21 protein-coding genes are annotated in these 23,151 nt (G+C 70.6%); 8 read left to right on the top strand and 13 right to left on the bottom strand.

Translation table 11 applies throughout. The features are described 5' to 3' along the window. Positions 1 to 41: 41 nt before the first annotated feature. From V1258_RS11850 to V1258_RS11840, 3 genes are all read right to left on the bottom strand, one after another. A complete protein-coding gene (locus V1258_RS11850) occupies positions 42 to 836 on the bottom strand; it encodes a (Fe-S)-binding protein (RefSeq protein WP_329749877.1) in 795 nt (264 codons plus the stop codon). 40 nt (positions 837 to 876) lie between these two features. Continuing rightward, complete coding sequence (locus V1258_RS11845) at positions 877 to 2,361, bottom strand: malate:quinone oxidoreductase (RefSeq protein WP_329749876.1); 1,485 nt, start codon at positions 2,359 to 2,361, stop codon at positions 877 to 879. A gap of 84 nt (positions 2,362 to 2,445) precedes the next feature. After that, entirely contained in the window at positions 2,446 to 3,174 is a 729-nt protein-coding gene (locus V1258_RS11840) for a DUF624 domain-containing protein (RefSeq protein WP_329749875.1), read from the bottom strand. An 81-nt stretch (positions 3,175 to 3,255) separates the two neighbouring features. Here V1258_RS11840 and V1258_RS11835 point away from each other — a divergent pair, with 81 nt between their 5' ends. Further along, positions 3,256 to 4,542, top strand: coding sequence for an alpha-L-fucosidase (locus tag V1258_RS11835; protein WP_329749874.1), 1,287 nt, complete (start codon positions 3,256 to 3,258; stop codon positions 4,540 to 4,542). A gap of 87 nt (positions 4,543 to 4,629) precedes the next feature. On the opposite strand, the gene V1258_RS11830 is transcribed toward V1258_RS11835, so the two are convergent. The 4 genes from V1258_RS11830 to V1258_RS11815 form a co-directional block, all read right to left on the bottom strand. After that, positions 4,630 to 6,378 carry an extracellular solute-binding protein gene (locus V1258_RS11830; RefSeq protein ID WP_329749873.1) on the bottom strand — a complete coding sequence of 583 codons (1,749 nt, stop codon included), beginning with the start codon at positions 6,376 to 6,378 and terminating at the stop codon, positions 4,630 to 4,632. A gap of 58 nt (positions 6,379 to 6,436) precedes the next feature. Then, positions 6,437 to 8,248: an extracellular solute-binding protein gene (locus tag V1258_RS11825; RefSeq protein WP_329749872.1), complete on the bottom strand. Its 1,812-nt coding sequence runs from the start codon at positions 8,246 to 8,248 to the stop codon at positions 6,437 to 6,439. A 67-nt stretch (positions 8,249 to 8,315) separates the two neighbouring features. Beyond that, entirely contained in the window at positions 8,316 to 9,332 is a 1,017-nt protein-coding gene (locus tag V1258_RS11820) for an ABC transporter permease (protein WP_329749871.1), read from the bottom strand. Between the two features lie 7 nt (positions 9,333 to 9,339). Beyond that, complete coding sequence (locus V1258_RS11815) at positions 9,340 to 10,284, bottom strand: carbohydrate ABC transporter permease (RefSeq protein ID WP_329749870.1); 945 nt, start codon at positions 10,282 to 10,284, stop codon at positions 9,340 to 9,342. Between the two features lie 285 nt (positions 10,285 to 10,569). Here V1258_RS11815 and V1258_RS11810 point away from each other — a divergent pair, with 285 nt between their 5' ends. The 4 genes from V1258_RS11810 to V1258_RS11795 are packed head-to-tail and all read left to right on the top strand — an operon-like array spanning position 10,570 to position 15,007. Further along, on the top strand, positions 10,570 to 11,892 hold the full coding sequence (locus V1258_RS11810; protein WP_329749869.1) for an enolase C-terminal domain-like protein: 1,323 nt from the start codon (positions 10,570 to 10,572) through the stop codon (positions 11,890 to 11,892). Then, positions 11,876 to 13,180: an alpha-L-fucosidase gene (locus V1258_RS11805; RefSeq protein WP_329749868.1), complete on the top strand. Its 1,305-nt coding sequence runs from the start codon at positions 11,876 to 11,878 to the stop codon at positions 13,178 to 13,180. Before V1258_RS11810 ends, V1258_RS11805 begins: the two co-directional genes overlap by 17 nt. Next, on the top strand, positions 13,177 to 14,112 hold the full coding sequence (locus V1258_RS11800) for an aldo/keto reductase (RefSeq protein WP_329749867.1): 936 nt from the start codon (positions 13,177 to 13,179) through the stop codon (positions 14,110 to 14,112). The genes V1258_RS11805 and V1258_RS11800 overlap by 4 nt, the downstream gene beginning before the upstream one ends. Next, a complete protein-coding gene (locus V1258_RS11795) occupies positions 14,105 to 15,007 on the top strand; it encodes an amidohydrolase family protein (protein WP_329749866.1) in 903 nt (300 codons plus the stop codon). Before V1258_RS11800 ends, V1258_RS11795 begins: the two co-directional genes overlap by 8 nt. A 55-nt stretch (positions 15,008 to 15,062) precedes the next feature. On the opposite strand, the gene V1258_RS11790 is transcribed toward V1258_RS11795, so the two are convergent. After that, positions 15,063 to 15,755 carry a FadR/GntR family transcriptional regulator gene (locus tag V1258_RS11790; protein WP_329749865.1) on the bottom strand — a complete coding sequence of 231 codons (693 nt, stop codon included), beginning with the start codon at positions 15,753 to 15,755 and terminating at the stop codon, positions 15,063 to 15,065. 158 nt (positions 15,756 to 15,913) lie between these two features. Then, the gene (locus V1258_RS11785) at positions 15,914 to 16,153 is read right to left on the bottom strand and encodes a DUF6458 family protein (protein WP_329745014.1); all 240 of its coding nucleotides are present in this window, start codon (positions 16,151 to 16,153) and stop codon (positions 15,914 to 15,916) included. A gap of 211 nt (positions 16,154 to 16,364) precedes the next feature. On the opposite strand from V1258_RS11785, the gene V1258_RS11780 reads away from it, so the two are divergent. From V1258_RS11780 to V1258_RS11770, 3 genes are all read left to right on the top strand, one after another. Next, entirely contained in the window at positions 16,365 to 18,947 is a 2,583-nt protein-coding gene (locus tag V1258_RS11780) for an ATP-dependent Clp protease ATP-binding subunit (RefSeq protein WP_329749864.1), read from the top strand. A 174-nt stretch (positions 18,948 to 19,121) separates the two neighbouring features. Then, positions 19,122 to 20,024, top strand: a complete 903-nt coding sequence (locus V1258_RS11775) for a DedA family protein (protein WP_329749863.1) — start codon at positions 19,122 to 19,124, stop codon at positions 20,022 to 20,024. Next, complete coding sequence (locus V1258_RS11770) at positions 20,021 to 20,536, top strand: amino-acid N-acetyltransferase (RefSeq protein ID WP_329749862.1); 516 nt, start codon at positions 20,021 to 20,023, stop codon at positions 20,534 to 20,536. Before V1258_RS11775 ends, V1258_RS11770 begins: the two co-directional genes overlap by 4 nt. Positions 20,537 to 20,555: 19 nt before the next feature. Here the strand turns inward: V1258_RS11770 and V1258_RS11765 are convergent, their stop codons facing one another. The 4 genes from V1258_RS11765 to V1258_RS11750 all read right to left on the bottom strand — a co-directional run bounded on the left by V1258_RS11765 (position 20,556) and on the right by V1258_RS11750 (position 23,106). Beyond that, positions 20,556 to 21,497 (bottom strand): A/G-specific adenine glycosylase, encoded by a 942-nt coding sequence (locus tag V1258_RS11765; RefSeq protein WP_442878617.1) that lies wholly within the window; start codon positions 21,495 to 21,497, stop codon positions 20,556 to 20,558. A gap of 90 nt (positions 21,498 to 21,587) precedes the next feature. After that, the gene (mscL, locus tag V1258_RS11760) at positions 21,588 to 21,995 is read right to left on the bottom strand and encodes a large conductance mechanosensitive channel protein MscL (RefSeq protein ID WP_329749860.1); all 408 of its coding nucleotides are present in this window, start codon (positions 21,993 to 21,995) and stop codon (positions 21,588 to 21,590) included. A gap of 60 nt (positions 21,996 to 22,055) precedes the next feature. Continuing rightward, the gene (locus V1258_RS11755; RefSeq protein ID WP_329749859.1) at positions 22,056 to 22,694 is read right to left on the bottom strand and encodes an SAF domain-containing protein; all 639 of its coding nucleotides are present in this window, start codon (positions 22,692 to 22,694) and stop codon (positions 22,056 to 22,058) included. 85 nt (positions 22,695 to 22,779) lie between these two features. Further along, positions 22,780 to 23,106 (bottom strand): FmdB family zinc ribbon protein, encoded by a 327-nt coding sequence (locus tag V1258_RS11750; RefSeq protein ID WP_329749858.1) that lies wholly within the window; start codon positions 23,104 to 23,106, stop codon positions 22,780 to 22,782. Positions 23,107 to 23,151 lie beyond the last annotated feature (45 nt).

Here is a 23,151-nt window from a genome sequence, read left to right as displayed (position 1 = left end):
CTCCTCCCGCTCGTTCCCCGCAGTTCGTCGACCGACCGTGCTCATGAGACCGCTGCGCTCCGTCCGAGGATCGTCTCCGAGGGGATGAAGGGCTCCTCGCGGGTGGAGGCGAGGATCTGCGCGAGATGCACGGGGCGCGGAGCCGCCCCGGTGCGGCGGAGCTTCCCGCCGATGTTCATCAGGCACGAGGCGTCGCCCGCGACCACGAACTCGGCGCCGGAGGCGACGACGTTCTTCGCCTTGTCGGTGACCATCGCGTCGGAGGTGTCGGCGTTCTTCACCGAGAAGGTGCCGCCGAAGCCGCAGCAGGTGTCGGACTCGGGGAGGTTCTTCACCTCGATGCCCTCGACGGCCCGCAGCAGCTTGAGCGGACGCGGCCCCACCTTCAGCACGCGCATCGAATGGCACGTGGGGTGATAGGTCACCGAGTGGGGGAAGTAGGCGCCGACATCGGTCACCTTGAGCACGTCGACCAGCAGCTCGGAGAGCTCGTAGGTCTTCGCGGCGACCGCGGCGGCGCGCTGCTCCAGCTCCCCGTCCCCCTCGTGCCGCGCGACCAGCGCATGCTGGTCCCGCACGCAGCCGGCGCAGGACCCGGACGGCATGACGATCGCGTCGACCGTCTCGAGCGCCGGCTCATAGGTGTCCACGAACTGCCGCACCACGGGCGCGGCCTCCGTGTAGTAGCCGGTGTTGGTGTGCATCTGGCCGCAGCAGGTCTGCCGCTTGTCGAACACCACCTCGTGGCCGAGCCGTTCGAGCACGGTCACCGTGGCGCGCGCGACATCGGGTGCCATCACGTCGACCAGGCACGTGGTCATCAGGGAGATCCGCATGGGAGGTCCTTCTTCCGGGCCGCGGTCCGGCCGCGGCGGTTCAGGGGTGGTCGAGGCCGAGAGAGGCGGCGGTGTGCTCGAGGGAGCGGTGGGCGACCGCGGGGTCGTCCGAGAGACGCGTCCCCCAGCTCGGCACCATCTGCGTGATCATCGGGCGCCAGGCCTCGATCCGCTCGGGGAACATCCGGCCCAGCATCGTGAGCATGATGTCGGTCGCCGTGGACGCACCGGGCGAGGCGCCGAGCATGCCGCCGATCGACCCGTCGGCCGCGGTGATCAGCTGCGTGCCGAACTGCAGCACGCCGTGCTTGGTCGCGTCGGGCGCGATGACCTGCACCCGCTGGCCGGCGGTGACCTGCTCCCAGTCCGACTCGCGGGCCGAGGGCATGTACTCCCGCAGCGCCTCGAAACGCTGCTTCCGGGTCGCCGCGAGCTGCGAGCCGAGGTAGACCATGAGATCCAGGTTCGGCGGGGCGACCGCCATCATCTGGGTCACGTTCGAGGGCTTCACCGAGGCGAAGAGATCGGTGTAGCTGCCGGTCTTGAGGAACTTCGGGGACCAGCCGGCGTACGGGCCGAACATGAGCGCGCGCTGCCCGCCGATGTAGCGGGTGTCCAGGTGCGGGACGCTCATCGGCGGGGCGCCGACGGCGGCCTTGCCGTACACCTTCGCGTCGTGGCGGGCGATCACCTCGGGGTCGGTGCAGCGCAGCCACTGACCGGAGATGGGGAAGCCGCCGAAGCCGCGGATCTCGTCGATCCCCGACCTCTGCAGCAGCGGGAGGGCGTTGCCGCCCGCGCCGACGAACACGACGGGGGCCCGCAGCACGCGCACCGAGTCGTCGGCCGTGGAACGCACCATGACGCCCCAGTCGGTGCCGAGGCGGCGGAGGTCCACGACCTCGGAACCGGTGGAGACGGTGGTCCCGACGCGGGAGGCGAAGTCCAGCAGCAGCCGGGTCAGGCTGCCGAAGTCGACGTCGGTGCCGTCGGGCGACCAGGTCGCCGCGATGGTCTCGGTGACCGGGCGATCAGCGGCGACCAGCGGTGCCCACTCGGCCAGACGCGCGTGCTCGGTGGTGAACTCCATGCGGTCGAACAGGGGGTTAGCCGTGAGGGCCTCATGGCGCCGGCGCAGATAGTCGACGTTGTCGAGCCCGTGCACGAAGCTCATATGGGGCACGGAGTGGATGAAGGCCGACGGGTCGCCGATGCGGTCGTTCTCCACCAGGTGCGCCCAGAACTGGCGGGACACCTGGAACTGCTCGTTGATGGTGATCGCCTTCGCGGGGCTCACCGAGCCGTCCACGTCCTGCGGGGTGTAGTTGAGCTCGCACAGGGCGCTGTGGCCGGTGCCGGCGTTATTCCAGCCATCGCTGGACTCGAGGCCCAGGGCGTCGAGCTTCTCGAGGACGACGATCCTCCAGTCGGGCTGCAGCTCGCTCAGCAGCGCCGCCAGGGTGGCACTGGCGATGCCGCCTCCGATCAGCACCGCATCGGCACGCGTCACGTCCAGGTCAACCATGTCTCTCCGTTCCAGCTCGCAGATCACCCCCGGGGCGGTGGAGCCGTGCTCCTCGCGCGACCTCGGGCGGGCGTGCCGCCCAGCCTATCCCTCGTAACCCGGGGTCGCGTCCGGCGCTGCGCTCTGGGATCCGGCCTGGGCGGCACGGGTCGTCGCGCTCTTGTCCAGGTCCTCGAGCAGCACGCGGATGCGGCGCGAGAGCACCGAGACCGCCAGCAGCACTGCCACCGGCGCCCCGAGCAGCAGGGCGAGCGGCCAGGCGAGGGAGCACACCACGAGCCACACCATCAGCAGCAGGAGCAGACCGATCGAGCGCAGCGGCATCGCGCCCGGCAGCAGCAGGGCGAGACGCCAGGTGACGAGCAGGTCCTGACGGCGTACCCGCGGGGCGGCGACGATCACCGCGAGGCTCACGGTCGCCCAGGCGCCGCTCACCGCGGCGAGGACGCCCGTCGCGAGCAGGGCGAGCGGCCCGTCGGACAGCCCCGCCGAGACGGTCCAGAGCATCGAGCCGGCACCGGCCTGGACCAGCAGCAGCGGCAGCATCCGGAGGTTCCCCCGCACCAGCTCCTCCCGCCAGGTGGACCACATGCGCGAGACCACGCGGGGTCGCTCCCCGTCGCGCAGCGCGAGCTGGACGTCGGCCGCGGCGCTGGTCGCCGGTCCGATGCCGAGCACGACAAGTCCCAGGAGGGTGAGGGCCAGCCACATGATCCCGGTGAGCAGGAGGGTGAGGAGCAGCTCGATGGCCTCGTTCATGCGGACCGCCCAGCCGGGCATCTCCGTCGGGCCGGCGCGGCGGGTGTCTTCCATGTGAGGCAGGGTACACAGGAGGGTGGGGAGATTCCCGGACGCCCCCTTCCTCAGACACCCGATGTCTGATGGGATGGGCCCATGTCCACTGCTGCACATCCTCCCCTCCTCGCCCCGACTCCCAGCCAGCTCACCTGGCAACGGGACGGGCTCGGCGTGTTCTTCCACGTCGGCGTCAACACCTTCGCGGGCCTCGAATGGTCCGATGGGACGCTGTCCCCGGAGATCTTCGATCCCTCCGATCTCGATACCGACGAGTGGGTGCGCACCGCCGCGCGGCTCGGCGCCCGCTACGTGGTCCTCACCGCCAAGCACCACGACGGGTTCTGCCTGTGGCCGACGGCGACCACCGACTACTCCGTCGCCTCCTCCCCGTGGCGGCAGGGACGCGGCGATCTCGTGCGCGAGCTCGCGGACTCCTGCGCCCGCCACGACATGAAGCTCGGCCTCTACCTCTCGCCGTGGGACCGTCACGATCCCCGGTACGAGGACCCGGCCGCGTACGACGAGCTCTATCTCGCCCAGCTGCGCGAGCTCTGCACGGACTACGGCGAGCTCCATGAGCTCTGGTTCGACGGCGCGGGCTCCGCGGGCCGCGAGTACGACTGGGAGCGGATCGGGGAGCTCATCGAGGAGCTGCAGCCGCAGGCGATGGTCTTCAACATGGGCCCCGCGACGATCCGCTGGGTCGGCAACGAGGACGGCCTCGCCGCGGACCCCGTCGAGTACGTGACCACGAGCGCTGACCTCAACAACTACGACGAGGACACCATCGAGCGGGACGCCCCGCGGTACCTCCCGCCCGAGTGCGACGTGTCGCTGCGCAAGGGCTGGTTCTGGCAGGAGGGGGAGGAGCCCAAGTCCCTGCCCCATCTCCTCGCGATCCACGACCGCTCGATCGGCCTGGGGGCGAACCTGCTGCTGAACATTCCCCCGGACCGCCGCGGCCGGATCGACCCGGCCGACGCGGCCCGCGTCGAGGAGCTCGCGCAGGCGCTCGAGGAGCGATTCGGGCGGCCCGTGACCGGAGAGATCCTCGGTCAGGCCGACGGGGCCGTGCGGGTGCGTCTGCCGGAGGGCACCCGTCTCGACCACGTCGAGCTGCGCGAACGGCTCGAGGAGGGCCAGCGCGTGCGCGGGCACCGCGTCCGCACGGCCGACGGCGAGATGCTCGCCGAGGGCCTCACCGTCGGCGTGCGCCGGATCCACCAGCTCGGGGAGGCGCGGACGCTCTCGGAGCTGGTGATCGAGATCGACGGGGACGAGCCCGTGCTCGAGCAGGTGCTCGTGCACGATGCGACCGGGGCGCCGGTGCCGGACCTCGGCGACTTCTACGCCGCGAGCACCGAGCGGCCGGACGCGGGCTGAGCCCGCTCGGGACGACGCAGCGCCCCCGCCCGGACGGACCGGACGGGGGCGCTGTCTTCGGAGCCGGGCTCCGCTCGCGGGTGGCGCTCAGGCGCGCTCGCGGTCCGCCTCGGTGAGGACCTCGAGGTAGCGCTCGAGGCCCGCATTGGTGATCGAGGCGACGTAGGTCTCCCAGTCGGCGTCGTCGTTCGGGTCGAGGTCGCCGAGCACCATCTGCGTCGACACCTGTGCGAAGGCGCTGTCGATGTTGGTGCGCAGCTCGCCGATCTCCGCGGACTGGTTCGCGTCGAAGAAGGGGCTCGCGAACACCGCCGAGAGGTCGTTGCGGTACGGCTCGTACAGCTTGCCGGCGTCGTAGAGCATCGGCTCGATGGAGCTCTCGGGGTCCACCGCCTCGCCGTGCCGGACGTCCATCCCCAGGTTGTAGGGGCCGAACTCGGGCCAGGTGAGGTTCGAGGGGCCGTCCTCACCCTGGGGGATCTTCGTGTAGACGGCGCTCTTCCCGTCGATGCCGAGGTCGTCCGGGCTCGCCCAGGTCCACTGCTCCTCGAGGACTCCGAGGCGCATCTCGAGGGTGGGGAGGAGGCCCAGCTGGAAGTCGGCCCAGCGGACCAGCATCGCGGGATCCTCGCAGGCGTTCGTGATCACGAGGCCGGTCGCATCGCCGTGGGACTCGTTCCAGGGGATGATCGGATCGCCGTTCGGCCCCTTGAAGGGGGCGAGCGGCACGAACTCGCGGTAGCGCGCCGCGGGGTCGGAGTAGTCGATGTCGGCGAACCCACCCTGGGAGCCCATCTGGACCACGCCGGTCTTCGAGCCGGCGGGATCCATCGTGAGGCGCTTGAGCTGGTCGCCGTCCTGCGTGAACGCGTTCGGGTCGAGGAGGCCGTCGGCGACGAAGCGGTGCATCGTGATCAGCACCTGGCGGAACTTCTCGTCGACCGGCGTGTACACGATCTGGTCCCCGTCGCGGCGCAGCCAGTTGACGCCGATGTCCAGGAACGCCGCGCCGATCAGCCCGAACGGGGGCGTCGACTTCTCGCCGCTGAACGGGCGGTACGCCGGGTCGGAGCCCTTGAACGCGATGAGCATCTCCTCGAACTCGTCGAGAGTCGTGGGCTGGGAGCTGATCCCCACCTTGTCGAGCGTGGGCTGGTGGACCCAGGTCCGCACCGCCGACGAGGCGCAGTGGTAGCACTGGTTCACAGCGGGCATCGCGTACATGACGCCATCCGGCGCGGTCCAGGTCGCGCGGAGGTCCGGGTTCTGCTCGAAGAGCTCCTGGAGCTGCGGGGCGTACTCGTCGATCAGCTGGTCCAGCGGCTGGAAGAGCCCCTGCTGGCCGTAGACGTACAGCTGCGCCTTCGTGAAGCCGCCCATCCACTCCGGGCCGAGCATGAGCGCATCCGGGAGATCGCCGCTCGAGATGACCGCGTTGACCTTCGGGGCGCCCTCCTCGCCCTGGGGCACGGTCTCGTAGGTGATCTTCACGCCCGTCTTCTCCTCCAGATAGAGGGAGTGGGTGTTCTTCGCGAGGTCGAGGTTCGTCTCGCTCCGGGTGAGGATCGTGAACTCGGCGCCGTCGCCGAAGGGCTCGGACTCCCGTGCCTTCGGGCCGACATAGCCCTCCGGGTACGGGACGCCGTCGATCTCCGGGCCGAGCTCGAGCTTGAGCGAGGAAGAGCCCTGCACGTACTCCGCCTGCGGGACGTCGCCGCCGGATCCGCTGGATCCGCCGCCCGAGCAGGAGGCGAGGGCGGCGACGCCGGGCAGCGCGCCGAGGCCGATCAGCAGGCGCCGGCGGTCGAGGAGGGCGGCGGGGGTGGACGTGGTCATGGTGGTCTCCGAGGGGGTGAAGGGGTGGAAGGGGAGCACGGTCGGGGGCGGGGCGGTCTCAGGCCTGGGCGTCGTACGCCGACTGCGTGATCTCGAGATACCTCTCGAGCCCCATGGACGAGAAGGTCTCCACGAAGGCGGTCCAGTCGGCGTCCTTCGAGGCGTCGGCCTTCCCGGTGCCGAAGTTCGCGAAGCTCTGGGTGAGGTGCTGGTTGAGGTTCGCCTCGATCTCGCCGATCTCGGCAGACTGGTCGAGGTCGAAGGCGAGCTCGGGGATCTTGGACTCCTTGGCGATCCGGTAGGGCTCGTACGCCGCCGCCGACTCGTAGAGCGACGGCTCGATCGAGGTGGTGCCCTCCTGGACCGCCTCGCCGTGGCGCTGGCCCATCGACTTGTAGTACGGGCCCCACTCCCACCAGCCGGTGTTCTTCAGCTCGGTACTGCCGGGGACGACCTCGTAGACGGCCTGCTCGCCGTCGATGCCCAGCGTCCCCTCGCCCGCCCACACCCAGCCGGGGCCCTCCTGGCCGCGGCCCATCGCGGTCGTGAGGCTCAGCTCGAACTGGTAGTCGGCCCAGCGGATCATCGTCACGGGATCCTGGCAGGAGCTCGTGATGACGAAGTTCGGGGACCCGATCGAGTACCACTCCCAGTCGGTCGTGCGCACGCCGCGGGGGCCCTCCATCGGCGGCAGAGGCACCATGATCGCGGCGGGGTTGCGGGGATCCGACGGGTCTGCGGCGGAGCTGAACGAGCCCTGCGAGTTGCCGTAGGTGACGCCGAGCTGGGGCCCCTCGGGGGCGTCGGCGAGACGCTTGATCTGGTCCTCGGTGGCGGAGAACATCGCGGTGTCGAAATGCCCCTTCGAGAACTGCTCCTGGATCCAGATCATCCCCTCGCGGTACTCGTCGAGGGTGGGCAGCCAGGTGACCTTCCCGTCGCGCAGCAGGCGGCTGTCGGCGGAGATCTCGAGGAAGGAGCCGAGGAAGAAGGTGAACAGGCTCGTGACGGTGTCGGAGGTGGTGGTGACGAGCTGCGAGGAGGAGGTCCGCGAGGGCAGGCCCTTCCACTCCGCGAGCAGGGCGTCGAAGTCGTCGAGGGTCTGCGGCACCTCTGCCCCGACCTCGGTCAGCCAGTCGGTGTTGTACCAGGTGCGGACGGAGCCGATCTTGCAGTGGTAGCAGTCGTTCATCGACGGGACGGCGTACATGCGGCCGTCGGGCGAGGTGAACAGCGAGCGCATGTCGGGGAAGGTCTCGAACATCTCGCGGATGTGCGGGGCGTGCTCGTCGATGAGCTGGTCCACGGGCTGGAAGAGGCCCTGCTGGCCGTACACCGCGACCTGCGAGGTGCTGAACAGGCTCATGCCGGTCATCATCGCGTCGGGCAGATCGCCCGCGGAGAGGATCGCGTTGACCTTCGTCTGGCCGTCCTCGCCGAGCGGCACCTCGAGGTACTCGACCTTCACGCCGGTCTTCTCCTCGACGAGCCCGGCGTAGTAGTTGGTGGAGTAGTCGAGGTCCGGGATGGTGCGGCCCAGGATCGTGAAGGTGGTCTCGCCGTCCCCGAAGGGCTCGAGCTGCCGGGCCCGCGGCCCCTGATACCCCTCGGGGTAGAGCACTCCCTCGATCTCGGGACCGAGCTCGACCTGCAGCGGGGCGCTGCCCTGCTCGTAGTCGGCTCCGCCGCCCCCGTCGCCGCCGCTCCCGCCGGAGTCGGAGCAGGCCGCGAGGGCGCCGGAGCCGGCCACGAGGGCGGCGCCGCCGAGACCGGCGCGGGCGAGGAAGCCGCGCCGGGTCGTGCCCGGCGCCTGATCGGGGACGGTCCCGCTGCCGGGCAGCGAGGGGGTCGGATCGGTGGGTGCGGTCATGGCGGAGCTCCTGACGACGATGTCCGGTGTGCTGGTGAGGGTCGGCCGGGGCCTCCGGCCGGGAGGATCAGAACAGGCCGGCCTTCGTGACGCGGCGCGAGAAGGCGTTGACGGCGATGAGGAGGAGGAGGCCGACGATGCTGCGGAAGAGGCCGATCGCGGTGGCGTAGCTGTATTGGGGGATGGGGCTCTTGAGGCCGACCTCGTAGACGTAGGTGTCGATCACCTGGGAGGTGGTGAGGTTCAGCGGGTTCTGCATGAGCAGGACCTTCTCGAAGCCGACCGACATGATCGAGCCGACCGAGAGGATCAGGAGCACCATGGCGATCGGCATGATCGCGGGGAGGTCGATGTGCCACATGCGGCGGAGGTGGCTCGCGCCGTCGACCTTGGCGGCCTCGTGCAGCTCCGGCGGGACGGAGGAGAGGGCGGCGAGGTAGATGATCGCGCTGAACCCGGCGGTCTGCCAGATCCCCGACCAGACATAGGTGTGGCGGAACCACTGCGGGTCGGTGAGGAAGGCGGGCGGGTCGATGCCCAGCAGGGAGAGCGCGTGAGGCACGATGCCGGTCTGCGGGTCCAGGAGCATCACGAGGATGCCGACGACCACGACGACGGAGATGAAGTTCGGGGCGTAGGTGATGAGCTGGACGACGCGCGAGAAGTACTTCTGGCGGATCCCGTTCAGCGCGAGTGCCAGGATGATCGGGACGGGGAATCCGGCGATCAGCTCGTAGAACGCGAGGACGAGCGTGTTGCGGATCAGGGGCCAGAAGTTGTAGCTCTCGACGAAGCGCTCGAAGTGCTTCATCCCGACCCACTCGGAGCCGGTGATGCCGCCGACGGGGGTGAAGTCGCGGAAAGCGATCTGGATGCCGTACATGGGCCAGTAGGCGAAGATCGCGACCCACAGGATCGCAGGGATGAGCAGCAGGTACAGCTGCCAGGAGCGGAGGATCCGCTGAGAGAGCGGCCGCTTGCGCTGGGGGAGGACGGGCGGGGCGTCCTTGCCGCGGCGGCGCCTCGGGGTGTCGTCGACGCGGAGCTGGTCGACGAACGATGCCTGGGACTGGTCGGTGGTCATCTGTGTCTCAACCCTTCAGGGAGCCGATCATCATGCCCTTGACGAAGTGCTTCTGCACGAACGGGTAGGCGATGAGCGGGGGGACGGACGCGATGATGATCAGCGCGTACTTGAGCTTGTCCGCGAGCTGCTGCATCGCGGCGATCCTGGTCGGGTCGGCGTTGGCCATCTTCGAGGGGTCGAAGGTGTTCTCCAGGAGGATGTTCCGCATGACGAGCTGGAGCGGGTACAGCGACTCGTCGGTGAGGTAGATGAGGCCGTTGAAGTACGCGTTCCAGGTGGCGACGCCGTACAGCAGCAGGTTCACGGCGATGATCGGCTTGGACAGCGGGATCACCACCTGCGCGAAGAAGCGCAGGTCGTTCGCGCCGTCCAGGCGGGAGCACTCGAGCAGCTCGTGGGGGATGGTGACCTGGAAGAAGGTGCGGGTCACGATGAGCTGCCAGACGCTGACGGCGCCGGGCAGGATCATCGCCCAGATGGTGTTGAGCATCCCGAGGTCCTTGACCACGAGATAGGTGGGGATCATGCCGCCGGAGAACATCATGGTCAGCACGAAGATCATGGTGATCGGGCCGTTGCCGACGAGGTCTCTGCGCGAGAGGGCGTAGCCGCCCATCAGGGTCACGGCGGTGCCCACCAGCATCGCGGCCCCGGAGTACAGCAGCGAGTTGAGGAAGCCGCGGGTGATCGCCGGATAGTCGAGGACCGCCTGATACGCGTCGAGGCTGAAGCCGACGGGCCACAGCCACATCTCCCCCGAGATGACCGCGGTCGGATCGGAGAACGACGCGCTCACGATATAGACGAACGGATAGATGATCGTCAGCGTGAACAGGCACAGCAACGTCAGCATGATCGCGTGCAGGATCTTGTCCGACCGGGGCTCCCGGATGCGGCGGGGGGACGCCGTGGGGGCGTCCGGTGGTGCGACTGCGGTCTCGACGGCCATCGTTGTCCCATCTCTCTCCAGACCCTCCTCTCCGAGGGTCGGCGACATCATGGCACAGGTCCGAGGTCTTGCCAACGTCGGTGCCCGGGGCGTGGGATGACCATGCCGACTCTTCGGGCAGAAAGTCGGAATTCGCCGCTTAATCCGGAGATGGCATCCTTCGGCGGTGGACTCGCCGGCGAAACCGAGCCAGAGTTGTCCGATGTTTCGGCGAGCCCTACACTCCAAGACATCCGATCACTGGCGAACTTCTGCACGCCGTGACCATCTGGACCTGGAGACGCGATGACCACCCCCAGCACCCTGATCGACCTCCGCGTGAGCGACGTCCGCTTCCCGACATCCCGGGACCTCGACGGTTCCGACGCGATGAACCCCGACCCCGACTACTCCGCGGCCTACGTCGAGCTCCTCACCAGCGACGGCGACGCCGGCTACGGGTTCGTGTTCACGATCGGCCGCGGCAACGACGTCCAGTGCGCCGCGATCGACGCTCTCCGCGGGCATGTCGTCGGGCGCGACGTCGAGGCGCTGCTCGCGGATCTCGGCGGCTTCTCCCGCGAGCTGGTCGGCGACTCGCAGCTGCGCTGGCTCGGCCCGGAGAAGGGCGTCATGCACATGGCGATCGGGGCCGTGGTCAATGCCGCCTGGGACCTGAGGGCGCGCCGCGCGGGCCTGCCGCTGTGGAAGCTGCTCGCGACCATGACCCCCGAGGATCTCGTGGACCTCGTCGACTTCCGCTATCTCACCGACGCGCTCACCCGCGAGGAGGCGCTCGAGATCCTCCGCCGCGGCGCGGTGGGCAAGGCGGAGCGGATCACCGCCCTCGAGGCTCACGGCGTCCCCGCGTACACCACGACCCCCGGCTGGCTCGGCTACAGCGACGAGAAGCTCGTGCGCCTCCTGCGCGAGGCGCGCGACGAGGGCTTCCGGATGGTCAAGCTCAAGGTCGGCGCCGACGTCGAAGACGACGTGCGCCGCCTGCGCCTGACCCGCGAGACGCTCGGCGAGGACTTCCCCGTCGCGACCGACGCGAACCAGCGCTGGGACGTCGCCGACGCGATCGCGTGGCTCGAGCGGCTCGCGCCCTATCGCCCCGCCTGGATCGAGGAGCCGACGAGCCCCGACGACGTCCTCGCCCACGCCGCGATCCGCCGCGCCGTCGCGCCGCTGCCCGTCGCGACCGGCGAGCAGATGCAGAGCCGCATCGTCGCGAAGCAGCTGCTGCAGGCCGGCGCCGTCGACGTGCTCCAGCTGGACGCCGCCCGCGTCGGCGGCGTCAACGAGAACCTGGCCATCCTGCTGCTCGCCGCGAAGTTCGACGTTCCCGTCTGCCCGCATGCGGGCGGGGTCGGCCTCTGCGAGCTGGTCCAGCACTACGCCTTCCTCGACGCCGCGGTCATCGCGGGGGAGCGGGAGGACCGCTTCATCGAGTACGTGCACCACCTCCACGAGCACTTCGAGGACCCCGTGGTGATCGTCGACGGCAGCTACCGTGCCCCGTCCCTGCCCGGGGCGAGCGCCCGCATGCTCCCCGACTCCCTCGCGCCGCACCTGTTCCCGGACGGCGCCGTCTGGAAGGATCCCTACCATGTCCTCGCCGTCTGAGTGCTCGGTCGCCTGGTTCGACGAGGCCCGCTTCGGGCTGTTCATCCACTTCGGGCTGTACGCGATACCGGCCCGCCACGAGTGGGTCATGTCGCGCGAGCTGCGCGATCCCGACGAGTACGCCCGCTATGCCGAGGAGTTCGACCCGGACCGCTTCGACGCGGCGGACCTCGCCCGCACCGCCCGCGCGGCCGGCATGCGCTACGCCGTCCTCACCACCAAGCACCACGAGGGGTTCAGCCTCTTCGAGACCGCGCACAGCGACTACTCCGCCCCGGCGGTCTGCGGCCGCGACCTGGTGCGCGAGTTCGTCGACGCGATGCGGGCCGAGGGGCTGCGCGTCGGCCTCTACCACTCGCTCATCGACTGGCACCATCCCGACTTCACGATCGATGAGCACCACCCGCTGCGCGGCCGTGACGACGTCGACGCGCTGAACGCGACCCGCGACATGGACCGCTACCGCGCCTTCCTCCACGCCCAGGTGCGGGAGCTGCTCACCGGCTACGGGCAGATCGACTATCTCTTCTTCGACTTCACCTATCCCGGGCCGCACGGCAAGGGGCCTGAGGACTGGGACGCCGAGGCGCTGCTCGCGATGGTGCGCGAGCTGCAGCCGGGCTGCCTCGTCAACGACCGGCTCGGGCTCCCCGGCGACCTCGTCACCCCCGAGCAGTACCAGCCCGCCGCGCCGATGCGCGACGAGCAGGGCGAGCTCGTGCGCTGGGAGGCGTGTCAGACCCTCAACGGCTCCTGGGGGTACGACCGCGACAACCTCGACCACAAGAGCCCGGACCTGCTGGTTCGGATGCTCGTCGACTCCGTCGCGAAGAACGGGAACCTGCTGCTGAACATCGGGCCCGACGGCCGCGGCGCCCTCACCCCCGTCGACCGGGCGACGCTCGGCGCGCTCGGGGAGTGGATGGCGCTGCACGGCGACTCCGTGCACGGCGCCGGACCGGCCGACGGCGTCGACGCGGCGCAGGGCACCCTGCTCACCCGCCGCGGCGACCGCCTCTACGTCCACCTCACGGCCTGGCCGATGCAGCACCTGCACGTGCGCGGCCTCGCGGGGCGTGTCCGCTTCGCGCGGCTGCTGCACGACGGCTCCGAGGTGCCCTTCGAGACCATCGACCCGGAGCGGCGGGCCTGGAACACCACCGCCCGCGGCCTGGGTGCCGACGTCGTGACGTTCACGCTGCCGATCCGCCGCCCCGACGTGCTGCTGCCCGTCCTCGAGATCCGACTCGACGCCCCCGACGCCCCCGATGAAGGAGCGATGCGATGACCCCCGCCGCCCGCCTGCCGGAGCTCGGCTTCGGCGCCGCCCAGCTCGGCAACATCTTCCGTGTGACCACTGACGAGGAGGCGCGCGGCGCGGTCGACGCCGCCTGGGAGGGCGGGCTGCGGATGTTCGACACCGCCCCGCACTACGGCGTCGGCACGAGCGAGCGCCGCCTCGGCGCGCTCCTGCGGGACCGGCCCCGCGACGAGTACGTGCTCTCCACCAAGGTCGGCCGGCTCCTCGTCCCCGGCCCCGGCACCGGCGACGACATGGCCCACGAGTTCGCCGTCCCCGACGACCTCGTGCGGCGGTGGGACATGAGCGAGAAGGGGGTGCGGGCGAGCCACGAGCAGTCCCTCGAGCGCCTCGGCCTCGACCGCGTCGACGTGCTCTACCTCCACGACCCCGAGGAGGGGCCCGTCGACCAGGGCATCGAGGAGGCGCTCCCCGCCCTCGCCGCGATGCGCGAGGAGGGGCTGATCAGCCACGTCGGCGTCGGCTCGAAGGACGCGGACGTCCTCACCCGCGCCGTCCGCACCGGACTGCTCGACGTGGTCATGCTCTCCGGCCGCTACACGCTGCTCGAGCAGCCCGCCGCCGCCGAGCTGCTGCCCGCCTGCCTCGAGCACGACGTGCAGGTCGTGGCCGTCTCGGTGTTCAACTCCGGGATCCTCTCCCGTCCCGAGGTGCCCCAGGACTCCCACTACGAGTACGGGCAGGCGCCGACGGAGATGCTCGAGCGGGCCCGGGAGCTCGCCGCGCTCGCCGCCCGGCACGGCGTCGAGCTGCCGGACGTCGCCCTGCAGTTCCCGCGTCGCCACCCCGCGATCGGCTCCGTAGTGCTCGGCATGCGGACCGGGGCCCAGGTCCGCCAGAACCTCGAGCGGTTCCACCGGGAGATCCCCGCGGCGCTGTGGGAGGAGCTCGGTGCCTGATCACGCGGGTCTCACGGACACCCACCTGCACCTGTGGGACCTCTCCGGCGGCGGCTACGGATGGCTCGCGGGAGCGCCTGAGGGTCTGCGTCGCGATGTGCGCTGGGAGGACGTCGCCCCGCAGCTCGCCGTCGTCGGCGTGCGCCGCGTAGTGCTGGTCCAGGCCGACGACACCCGCACGGACACACTCGCGATGCAGGCCGCCGCCGAGCGGATCGAGGCGGGGACGATCCCCGGCGGCAGCGGCGGGGTCGAGCGGGTCGACGTCGTGGCCTGGCTGCCGCTCGACGACCCGCACGGGGTCGCCCAGCTGCTCGACGACTCCGCGGCGATGCACCGCGTCGTCGGCGTGCGGCACCTCGTGCACGACGACCCCGACCCGGGCTTCCTCGACCGGGCGACGGTGCGCCGCTCCCTGCAGCTGCTTGCCGCCCGCGGCCTGCCCCTTGACGTCCCCGACGCCTACCCTCGCCACCTGCGGCAGGCGACGCGGGTCGCCCGCGAGGTCCCCGATCTCACCGTCGTGCTCGACCATCTCGCCAAGCCGCCCTTCGGGGACGCCGCGGCGATGCGCCAGTGGGAGGAGCAGCTGCGCGAGGCCGCGGAGGTGCCCACGGTCGTCGCGAAGTTCTCGGGGCTGTCCACGAGCGGTCGCGGACCCGGCCCGGGGGACGTGGCCCGGGTGCTCGAGGTGGCGCTCGACGCCTTCGGAGCGGAGCGGCTGATGTTCGGCTCGGACTGGCCCATCGCCCCCGTGCCGCTCGACCTGCGCTCCGGCGTGCAGGAGCTGCTCGACGCGGTGGATGCGCTCGAGGAGCCGGCCCGCTCCCAGCTGCGGCAGCGGACGGCGGAGGGCGTCTATCGACGCGTCGAGGAGCAGACGACCTCACGCTAGGCAGGGGGCGCCGGAGGGGCGGCGCGCCCGCCTGTGATGCCCGCGTGCCCCGCGGTCAGCCGGCGTCGGCGCCCCGCTGGATCCAGGACTCCACGGCGGCGATGTGCGCCGCCGTGTGGACCCGGGCCAGATCCGCCCGGCCAGCCCGCAGTGCATCGAGGATGCGTCGGTGCTCGGCGAGGGTGCTCTCGACCGCCGAGTCCTCGGTCAGGCCTCGCCAGGTCCGCGCGCGGGCGGTCGCCGAGGCGAGGCCCTCGAGCATCGACGAGAGGTAGGCGTTGGGGCAGCGGGAGGTGATCCGCTGGTGGAACGCGAGATCGGCCGCGACCAGCTCCTCGACCGAGGAGTGCTCGGAGATGTCGACCATCAGCTGTTCGAGGACGGCGAAGTCCTCGTCTCCCAGGCGCGCGCAGGCCTGCTCCACCGCGACCGGCTCCAGCAGTCGGCGCACCTCGAGGATCTGCCCCTCGGCCGAGCCCTGGTGGAGGTCCAGCATGAAGGCGAGGGACTCGACCAGCAGCTCGGGGGCGAGCGAGGTGACATAGGTGCCGTCGCCCTGCCGGACGTCCAGCACCCGGATCACGGAGAGCGCCTTGACGGCCTCGCGCAGCGAGTTCCGGCTGACCCCCACTCGCTCCGCGAGCTCCTTCTCGGGCGGGAGCCGATGACCGGGGCCGAGCTCGCCCACGAGGATCATCTGCTTGATGGCGTCGATCGCCCGATCGGTCACCGCATGCGTCGTGGCCATCCGCGCCGTCCTCCCTGGAGTGCTGCTGGGTGTGCTCGAGGCGCACGCTGCGCTGCCGGGCACTGTCCGACGAGCCTAGTCGAGCAGACGGCCCGTGTCCGGGGGACACGGGCCGTCATGGCTGGTCTCGAGGGTGTGCTCGGGCCGAGCGTTCCGGCTCAGACGACGGGGGGATCCCGACGCTCGGAGACCGAACCGTTCGGTGAGGACTGCGTGCTCACCACGGTGCGGCGCGACTTCAGCGCGAGCAGGAGGCCCACGACGAAGAGGATCGCGCCGGCGACCATGAGGATGGTGCCGAGCGTGCCGGAGTCGAGACCGGGGAGGTCGAACTCGAGGGCGAAGCGCGCGATGGCTCCGAGGACGAACAGGATGATGCCGCCGACGATGGCGCCCATGGTGTGCTCCTAGCGGTGGGGGAGGGGAAGGGGTGCTGCGATGACCGCGGGAGCGGTCTCCGGCATCGTACGGCCGGGGCCCCTCCCGGGGAGGGAGAACGGCCGATGCGCGCGCGTGTCACCGGCCGTCACGCCCGCGGCGAACAGACGGGGAATCCCCGGGGATCGCGCGTACTCTCGATCCATCACCACCACCGGACGGGGGAGGACCATGTTCGAACGCTTCACCGATCGCGCCCGCCGCGTCGTCGTCCTGGCTCAGGACGAGGCACGGCTGCTGAACCACAACTACATCGGCACCGAGCACATCCTGCTGGGCCTGATCCACGAGAACGAGGGTGTGGGCGCGAAGGCGCTCGAGGCCCTCGGGGTCACGCTCGACGCCGTGCGCGAGCAGGTCCGGGACATCATCGGCGAGGGCAACCAGACCCCCTCGGGCCACATCCCGTTCACCCCGCGCGCCAAGAAGGTGCTCGAGCTGAGCCTGCGCGAGGCGCTGCAGCTGGGCCACAACTACATCGGCACCGAGCACATCCTGCTCGGCCTGCTGCGCGAGGGCGAGGGCACCGCCGTCAAGGTGCTCTCGCGCCTCAAGGCCGAGCCGTCGGCCGTGCGCCAGGAGGTCATCGAGCGCCTCTCGGGCTACCAGGGCAAGGAGCCGGCCACCGCCGGCGGCCCCGCCGAGGGCCAGCCCGCGGGCTCCCTCGTGCTCGACCAGTTCGGTCGCAACCTCACCCAGGCCGCCCGCGAGGGCAAGCTCGACCCGGTCATCGGCCGCGAGGCCGAGGCGGAGCGCGTCATGCAGGTGCTCAGCCGCCGCACCAAGAACAACCCGGTGCTGATCGGCGAGCCCGGCGTGGGCAAGAGCGCTGTGGTCGAGGGCCTGGCCCAGTCGATCGTGGCCGGCGACGTCCCCGAGACCCTCAAGGACAAGCAGCTCTACACCCTCGACCTCGGCTCCTTGGTCGCCGGTTCCCGGTACCGCGGCGACTTCGAGGAGCGCCTGAAGAAGGTGCTCAAGGAGATCCGCACCCGCGGCGACATCATCCTGTTCATCGACGAGATCCACACCCTCGTCGGAGCCGGTGCCGCCGAGGGCGCGATCGACGCCGCCAGCATCCTCAAGCCGATGCTCGCCCGTGGCGAGCTGCAGACCATCGGGGCGACCACCCTCGAGGAGTACCGCAAGCACATCGAGAAGGATGCCGCCCTCGAGCGCCGCTTCCAGCCGATCCAGGTGGGCGAGCCCTCGGTGTCCCACACCGTCGAGATCCTCAAGGGCCTGCGCGACCGCTACGAGGCGCACCACAAGGTGACGATCACCGACAGCGCCCTCGTCGCCGCCGCGAACCTCGCCGACCGCTACGTCAACGACCGCTTCCTGCCGGACAAGGCGATCGACCTGATCGACGAGGCCGGCGCCCGCCTGCGGATCCGTCGCCTCACCGCCCCGCCGGAGCTCAAGGCCTTCGACACTCGCATCGAGGAGACGCGGAAGAAGAAGGAGGAGGCGATCGACGGGCAGGACTTCGAGCTCGCCGCGAGCCTCCGCGACGAGGAGCAGAAGCTCAAGACCGAGCGGGACGAGAAGGAGAAGGCCTGGCGGCACGGCGAGTCCGATGCGGTCACGACCGTCTCCGAGGAGACCATCGCCGAGGTGCTCGCCGCCGCGACCGGCATCCCGATCGTGAAGCTCACCGAGGAGGAGTCCTCGCGACTGCTCCACATGGAGGACGAGCTGCACAAGCGGGTCATCGGCCAGGACGAGGCCATCAAGGCTCTCTCGCAGGCGATCCGCCGCACCCGTGCCGGGCTCAAGGATCCCAAGCGCCCCGGCGGCTCGTTCATCTTCGCGGGGCCCACGGGCGTCGGCAAGACAGAGCTCGCCAAGGCGCTCGCCGAGTTCCTCTTCGGTGACGAGGAGTCCCTCATCCAGCTGGACATGTCCGAGTTCGGTGAGAAGCACACCGCCTCGCGCCTGTTCGGCTCGCCCCCCGGCTACGTCGGGTACGACGAGGGCGGCCAGCTCACCGAGAAGGTGCGCCGCAAGCCGTTCTCCGTGGTGCTCTTCGACGAGGTGGAGAAGGCCCATGTGGACATCTTCAACTCGCTGCTGCAGATCCTGGAGGACGGCCGCCTCACCGACTCTCAGGGTCGCATGGTCGACTTCAAGAACACCGTGATCATCATGACCACCAACCTCGGCACCCGGGACATCGCCAAGGGCGTGTCGATGGGCTTCACCGCCGGCGGCGACCTCTCCACCGACTACGAGCGGATGAAGTCGAAGGTCCACGAGGAGCTCAAGCAGCACTTCAAGCCCGAGTTCCTCAACCGCGTCGACGACGTGGTGGTCTTCCCGCAGCTGTCGCAGCCCGAGATCGTCCAGATCGTCGACCTGATGATCGGGAAGCTCGAGACGCGCCTCGCGGAGAAGGACATGGCGATCGAGCTGACCGACGGCGCCAAGAAGCTCCTCGCGGAGAAGGGGTACGACCCCGTCCTCGGTGCCCGCCCGCTGCGGCGCACGATCCAGCGCGACATCGAGGACACGCTCTCCGAGAAGATCCTCTTCGGGCAGGTCCACGTGGGCGACACGATCGTCGTGGACGCCGAGGGCGAGGGTCTGCTGGGCGAGCTCACCTTCTCGCGACGGGACGGCGAGGGTCGCCTCGCGGCGATCTCCGAGACCGTCGATCTCGAGCAGATGACGCAGGCCCGCGCCGACGAGGTCTCGCTGCCGGACGCCTCGGGCTCCGAGGAGTCCGATGCGGCGGAGGCCAGCGCCTCCTGACCCCGGAGGAGGAGGGGGCCCCCCCCCCCACAGGGGGGGGGAAGGGTCTCCTGTTCCCCTCTCCACAGGGGGTTCCTCCCCCCTCTCACCGAGGTTGGTGCCCCCCGCTCCTCCGTTCAGCCGCTGCTGCTCCGCCGACGCGGGGGAGCCCGATCTCGCGGACGGAGGAGTCGCATGGGCGGACTCGTCGAGTGGGTGCTGTCCCTGACCGGTCAGGTCGAGGACTGGATCCTGCAGGTGGCCGACGCGTGGTGGGTCCACGGAGTCGTCTACCTCTTCGCCGCCTTCGACGGGTTCTTCCCCACGGTGCCCAGCGAGTCGACCATCGTCACGCTCTCCTCGCTGTGGTCGAGCTCGGGCCGGCCGTCGATCCTCCTCATCGGGATCGCGGCGTGGGCCGGAGCCTGGACCGGTGACAACCTCGGCTACTTCCTGGGGCGCCGGATCGGGTTCGAGCGCTTCCGCTTCCTCCGGGAGGGCAAGGGGCGGGCAGCCGTCGAGGCCGCCGAGCGCGGTCTCGACAAGCGCGCCCTGGTCTTCCTGATGACCGCCCGCTACATCCCCTTCGGTCGCACCGCCGTGAACCTCGTGGCGGGGGCCGTGCACTACCCGCACCGCCACTTCTGGCCGCGCTCGCTGCTGTCCACCTTCGTGTGGGCGGTCTACTCCTGTGCGATCGGCGCCGTGGCCGGGGCGTGGTTCGAGGACAACCACCTGCTGGCCATCACCGTCGCGCTGGTCGCCGCAGTGGTCATGGCCCTCGTGGTCGAGCGCCTGATCAACGCCCTGCATCGGGCCCTGGACCGCCGCGCCGCCCGACGATCCGCCGCCGGCACCGACGGTGAGGACGCTGCGGGGGAGGCGGACGAGCAGTCCTCTCCCGAGGCGGAGCCGACCGTGCAGGAGACGGCGGCCCCGGCCGAGGCTGTCTCCGCCGAGCCGGTTGCGGCCGAACCGGTCGCCGCAGAGCCGGTCGCCGCAGGGCCCGTTACCGCAGAGCCGATCGCCGCCGAGTCCGGCGCGACGGCGCGGCCGACCGTCGAGACCGTCCGTTCCCCCGAGGAGCCCACCGCATGAGCATCGTGATCCGTTCCGCCCTCCCCGCCGACGTCCGCGGCATCGACGCGCTCGTCGAGCCGATGGCGACTGCGGGGATCCTGCTGGGCAAGGACCTGGTCTCGTACTACGAGGCCGTCCAGGAATTCCTCGTCGCCGTCGAGGAGGGGACCGGACGGGTCCTCGGCTGCGGGGCGCTGCACGTCATGTGGGAGGACCTCGCGGAGGTCCGCACCCTGGCCGTCCACGAGGACCAGCGCGGCACCGGACTCGGCCACCGGCTGCTCGATCATCTCCTCGAGCGCGCCCGCGAGCTGGGCCTGCAGCGGGTCTTCTGCCTCACCTTCGAGGTCGAGTTCTTCGCGCGTCACGGCTTCGAGGTGATGGACGAGGCGGTCGACCCCGAGGTCTACAGCCAGCTGCTGCGCTCCCTCGACGAGGGCATCGCCGAGTTCCTCGACCTGGCCCGGGTCAAGCCCAACACCCTCGGTAACACCCGCATGATCCGGCAGCTCGAGCCGACCTCGGCCTGAGTCCCGGTCCGGGGACTCCTCACGGCAGGCGCAGCGTGGATCCTTCCTGCACCGCGAGGCCGTCGGCGACGAGCGACTCCCGGCAGCGCGCGACCCGTTCGGGATCCGCGGGATCGAGGTGGGCGAGGTCGGCGATCTCCACTCTGCTCGCATTGCGCAGCGCGGCCATGATCTTCCCGCGCATCTCGCGGTCGGTGCCCGCGAACGCCTGGCGGGGCCGCTTCTCGTCCTCCGGTGCCGCGGGTCGTCCGCGGGCGACCCAGGCACAGCGCCCGTCGGCCAGGGGGCACTGGTCGCAGCGCGGGGACCGGGCGGAGCAGACGAGGGCGCCGAGCTCCATCACGGCCTGGTTCCAGGCGACCGACAGCTCCCGGGACTCGGGGAGCACAGCGGTCGCGAGACGACGCTCGGCCGCGGAGTAGCTGGGATCGGGCAGGGGACGTCCGGTCGCGGCCCGTGCCAGCACCCGGCGGATGTTCGTGTCGACGACCACCGCCCGGTCGTGATGGGCGAACGCGGTGACGGCGGCGGCGGTGTACTCGCCGATCCCGGGAAGGGCACGCAGCGCCTGCTCGCCGCGGGGCACGATCCCGCCGTGCTCGCGGACGATCGCCCGGGCGCACTCCTGGAGCCGCAGCGCGCGGCGCGGATAGCCGAGGCGGTCCCAGGCGCGCAGCACCTCGGCGGTCGGTGCATCGGCGAGATCGGCCGGGTGCGGCCACCGCTCCATCCAGTCGAGCCAGCGCGGGAGGACCCGCACCACGGGCGTCTGCTGCAGCATGATCTCGGAGACCAGGATCGCCCAGGGCGAGGCGTCCGCGGACCGCCAGGGCAGGTCCCGGGCCCGCTCCTCGAACCAGGCGATGACCGCCTCCACGGAGCCGGCGGGGAGCGCACCGGGCGCATCCGGATCGACGACGGGAGCGGCGGGGGAGCGGGGCACCTCGGGACCGTACCTCATGGCGGGCCCTCGGGACGCACCGGGAGAGACGACGACGGGGCGGCACCATGCGGTGCCGCCCCGTCGGGGTGCGTGCTGATCCGGGTCGGATCAGACCTGCGGGTTCTGCGCCTTGAGCAGGTCGCGGATCTCGGAGAGCAGGACGACGTCCTCGGGGGCCGCCTCGACCTCCTCGTCGACGCCCTTGCGGCGGTTGGCCGCCTCGCGGGCCTTGGTCATCGGCATGACGAAGACGAAGTAGACGACGGCCGCGGTGATCAGGAAGGTGATGATCGCGGAGATGACGGCGCCGAAGTTGACGAAGGTCGCCTCGTTGTTCTCGAAGATCTGGAAGCCGAAGCCGCCGACGGAGTCGGCGCCGCCGGCCGCGGCGACGACGGGGTTGATGAGGTTGTCGACGAAGGCGGTGACCAGCGCGGTGAACGCTCCACCGATCACGACACCGACCGCGAGGTCGATGACATTGCCCTGCATGACGAAGTCCTTGAAGCCCTTCATGGCGGACGTCCTTAATGATTCGGGGGTCGGGGAGGGTCGCTTCCGCGACCCGCGGGAACTTTAACCGATCACCGAGACGCTTATGTATCCCTCGGCGAGGGCACTGGTCACACCGGCCGTGTCCCGTCGGTCGATCACCACGAGCACCTGCACTTCTCCGCTCGAGGTGGTTCCCGTCACGGACTGCGCCCCGGTCATTCCGCCCGGTGCCTCTAGGACGGTCGCCGGCACGCCTCGCGGCTCGGGGTCCAGGGCGGTGGAGGTGTGCAGCTCGAGCCGCGTACCGGCCCGCAGATGCGGGATCAGGACTGCGGGGGCCGGGACGGAGAGCAGCGCCGAGCCCTCGGGGACGGTCGTAGAGTCGGTCCGGTCCTCGAGCATCCCCTCCAGCAGCGGGGTGCCCGCGTCGAGGGGGAGCAGGATCTCGCGGCCGGCCGGATCGTCCGCGGCGGTGAGGGCTCCGACCGGGACCAGGTCGGCGGCGAGACGTTCGGTGCGGAGGTCTTCCCGCTGCAGCGGCTCGCCCGCCGGCACGTCCCGGCGCAGCACCAGCACCTCGACGCCCCGGTGGGAGACCGGCAGCAAGGCGGGCAGCAGCAGCGCAGCGGCGAGGGCGAGGCACAGCACCGTCAGGAGTCGACGGCGGCGGCGGAGGGCGCGGTGCCAGTGGGGGAGGCGGGCGAGGAGTCGCGAGAGCATGCCCCGACGCTAGGGCGCGCTCGGGCTCGGGGCAGGGTGGATCCGTCCGCTGTGGATCAGCGGGCGCTGGGGAGGAACGGTCCGGTCAGGACGCGGCGGCCTGGCTCGAGCTCGAGGAGCTCGAGGCCGACGACGACGTGCTCGAATCGCTGGAGGTGCTCGAGGAGCTCGTCGCGGAGGAGGTGTCCGTGCTGCTCGACTCGGAGGAGCTGCCGACGGTGCTCTTCCCGCTCGTGGAGGAGTCGGTGGAGTAGAAGCCCGGGCCCTTGAAGACGATGCCCACGGAGTCGAACACCTTGCGCAGCGCGTCCTGCGTGCACTCGGGGCAGGTCACGAGCGAGTCCTCGCTGAAGCTCTGGTACTGCTCGAAGCGGTGACCGCAGTTCTTGCAGGCGTAGACGTAGGTGGGCACGCGAGGTTCCTCCGGGGCGTTCTCTCTGGGGTCGCGAGCGGAGCG

This window comes from Brachybacterium sp. J153 (assembly GCF_036311905.1).
Lineage (GTDB): Bacteria > Actinomycetota > Actinomycetes > Actinomycetales > Dermabacteraceae > Brachybacterium.
This window is presented reverse-complemented; position numbering and strand designations above follow the sequence as displayed.

Excerpts from the sequence above, each read along its gene's own strand:
- V1258_RS11850 (WP_329749877.1), bottom strand. The coding sequence starts at position 836 with ATGCGGATCTCCCTGATGACCACGTGCCTGGTCGACGTGATGGCACCC.
- V1258_RS11845 (WP_329749876.1), bottom strand. The coding sequence starts at position 2,361 with ATGGTTGACCTGGACGTGACGCGTGCCGATGCGGTGCTGATCGGAGGC.
- V1258_RS11840 (WP_329749875.1), bottom strand. The coding sequence starts at position 3,174 with ATGGAAGACACCCGCCGCGCCGGCCCGACGGAGATGCCCGGCTGGGCG.
- V1258_RS11835 (WP_329749874.1), top strand. The coding sequence starts at position 3,256 with ATGTCCACTGCTGCACATCCTCCCCTCCTCGCCCCGACTCCCAGCCAG.
- V1258_RS11830 (WP_329749873.1), bottom strand. The coding sequence starts at position 6,378 with ATGACCACGTCCACCCCCGCCGCCCTCCTCGACCGCCGGCGCCTGCTG.
- V1258_RS11825 (WP_329749872.1), bottom strand. The coding sequence starts at position 8,248 with ATGACCGCACCCACCGATCCGACCCCCTCGCTGCCCGGCAGCGGGACC.
- V1258_RS11820 (WP_329749871.1), bottom strand. The coding sequence starts at position 9,332 with ATGACCACCGACCAGTCCCAGGCATCGTTCGTCGACCAGCTCCGCGTC.
- V1258_RS11815 (WP_329749870.1), bottom strand. The coding sequence starts at position 10,284 with ATGGCCGTCGAGACCGCAGTCGCACCACCGGACGCCCCCACGGCGTCC.
- V1258_RS11810 (WP_329749869.1), top strand. The coding sequence starts at position 10,570 with ATGACCACCCCCAGCACCCTGATCGACCTCCGCGTGAGCGACGTCCGC.
- V1258_RS11805 (WP_329749868.1), top strand. The coding sequence starts at position 11,876 with ATGTCCTCGCCGTCTGAGTGCTCGGTCGCCTGGTTCGACGAGGCCCGC.
- V1258_RS11800 (WP_329749867.1), top strand. The coding sequence starts at position 13,177 with ATGACCCCCGCCGCCCGCCTGCCGGAGCTCGGCTTCGGCGCCGCCCAG.
- V1258_RS11790 (WP_329749865.1), bottom strand. The coding sequence starts at position 15,755 with ATGGCCACGACGCATGCGGTGACCGATCGGGCGATCGACGCCATCAAG.
- V1258_RS11785 (WP_329745014.1), bottom strand. The coding sequence starts at position 16,153 with ATGGGCGCCATCGTCGGCGGCATCATCCTGTTCGTCCTCGGAGCCATC.
- V1258_RS11780 (WP_329749864.1), top strand. The coding sequence starts at position 16,365 with ATGTTCGAACGCTTCACCGATCGCGCCCGCCGCGTCGTCGTCCTGGCT.
- V1258_RS11775 (WP_329749863.1), top strand. The coding sequence starts at position 19,122 with ATGGGCGGACTCGTCGAGTGGGTGCTGTCCCTGACCGGTCAGGTCGAG.
- V1258_RS11770 (WP_329749862.1), top strand. The coding sequence starts at position 20,021 with ATGAGCATCGTGATCCGTTCCGCCCTCCCCGCCGACGTCCGCGGCATC.
- V1258_RS11765 (WP_442878617.1), bottom strand. The coding sequence starts at position 21,497 with ATGAGGTACGGTCCCGAGGTGCCCCGCTCCCCCGCCGCTCCCGTCGTC.
- mscL (WP_329749860.1), bottom strand. The coding sequence starts at position 21,995 with ATGAAGGGCTTCAAGGACTTCGTCATGCAGGGCAATGTCATCGACCTC.
- V1258_RS11755 (WP_329749859.1), bottom strand. The coding sequence starts at position 22,694 with ATGCTCTCGCGACTCCTCGCCCGCCTCCCCCACTGGCACCGCGCCCTC.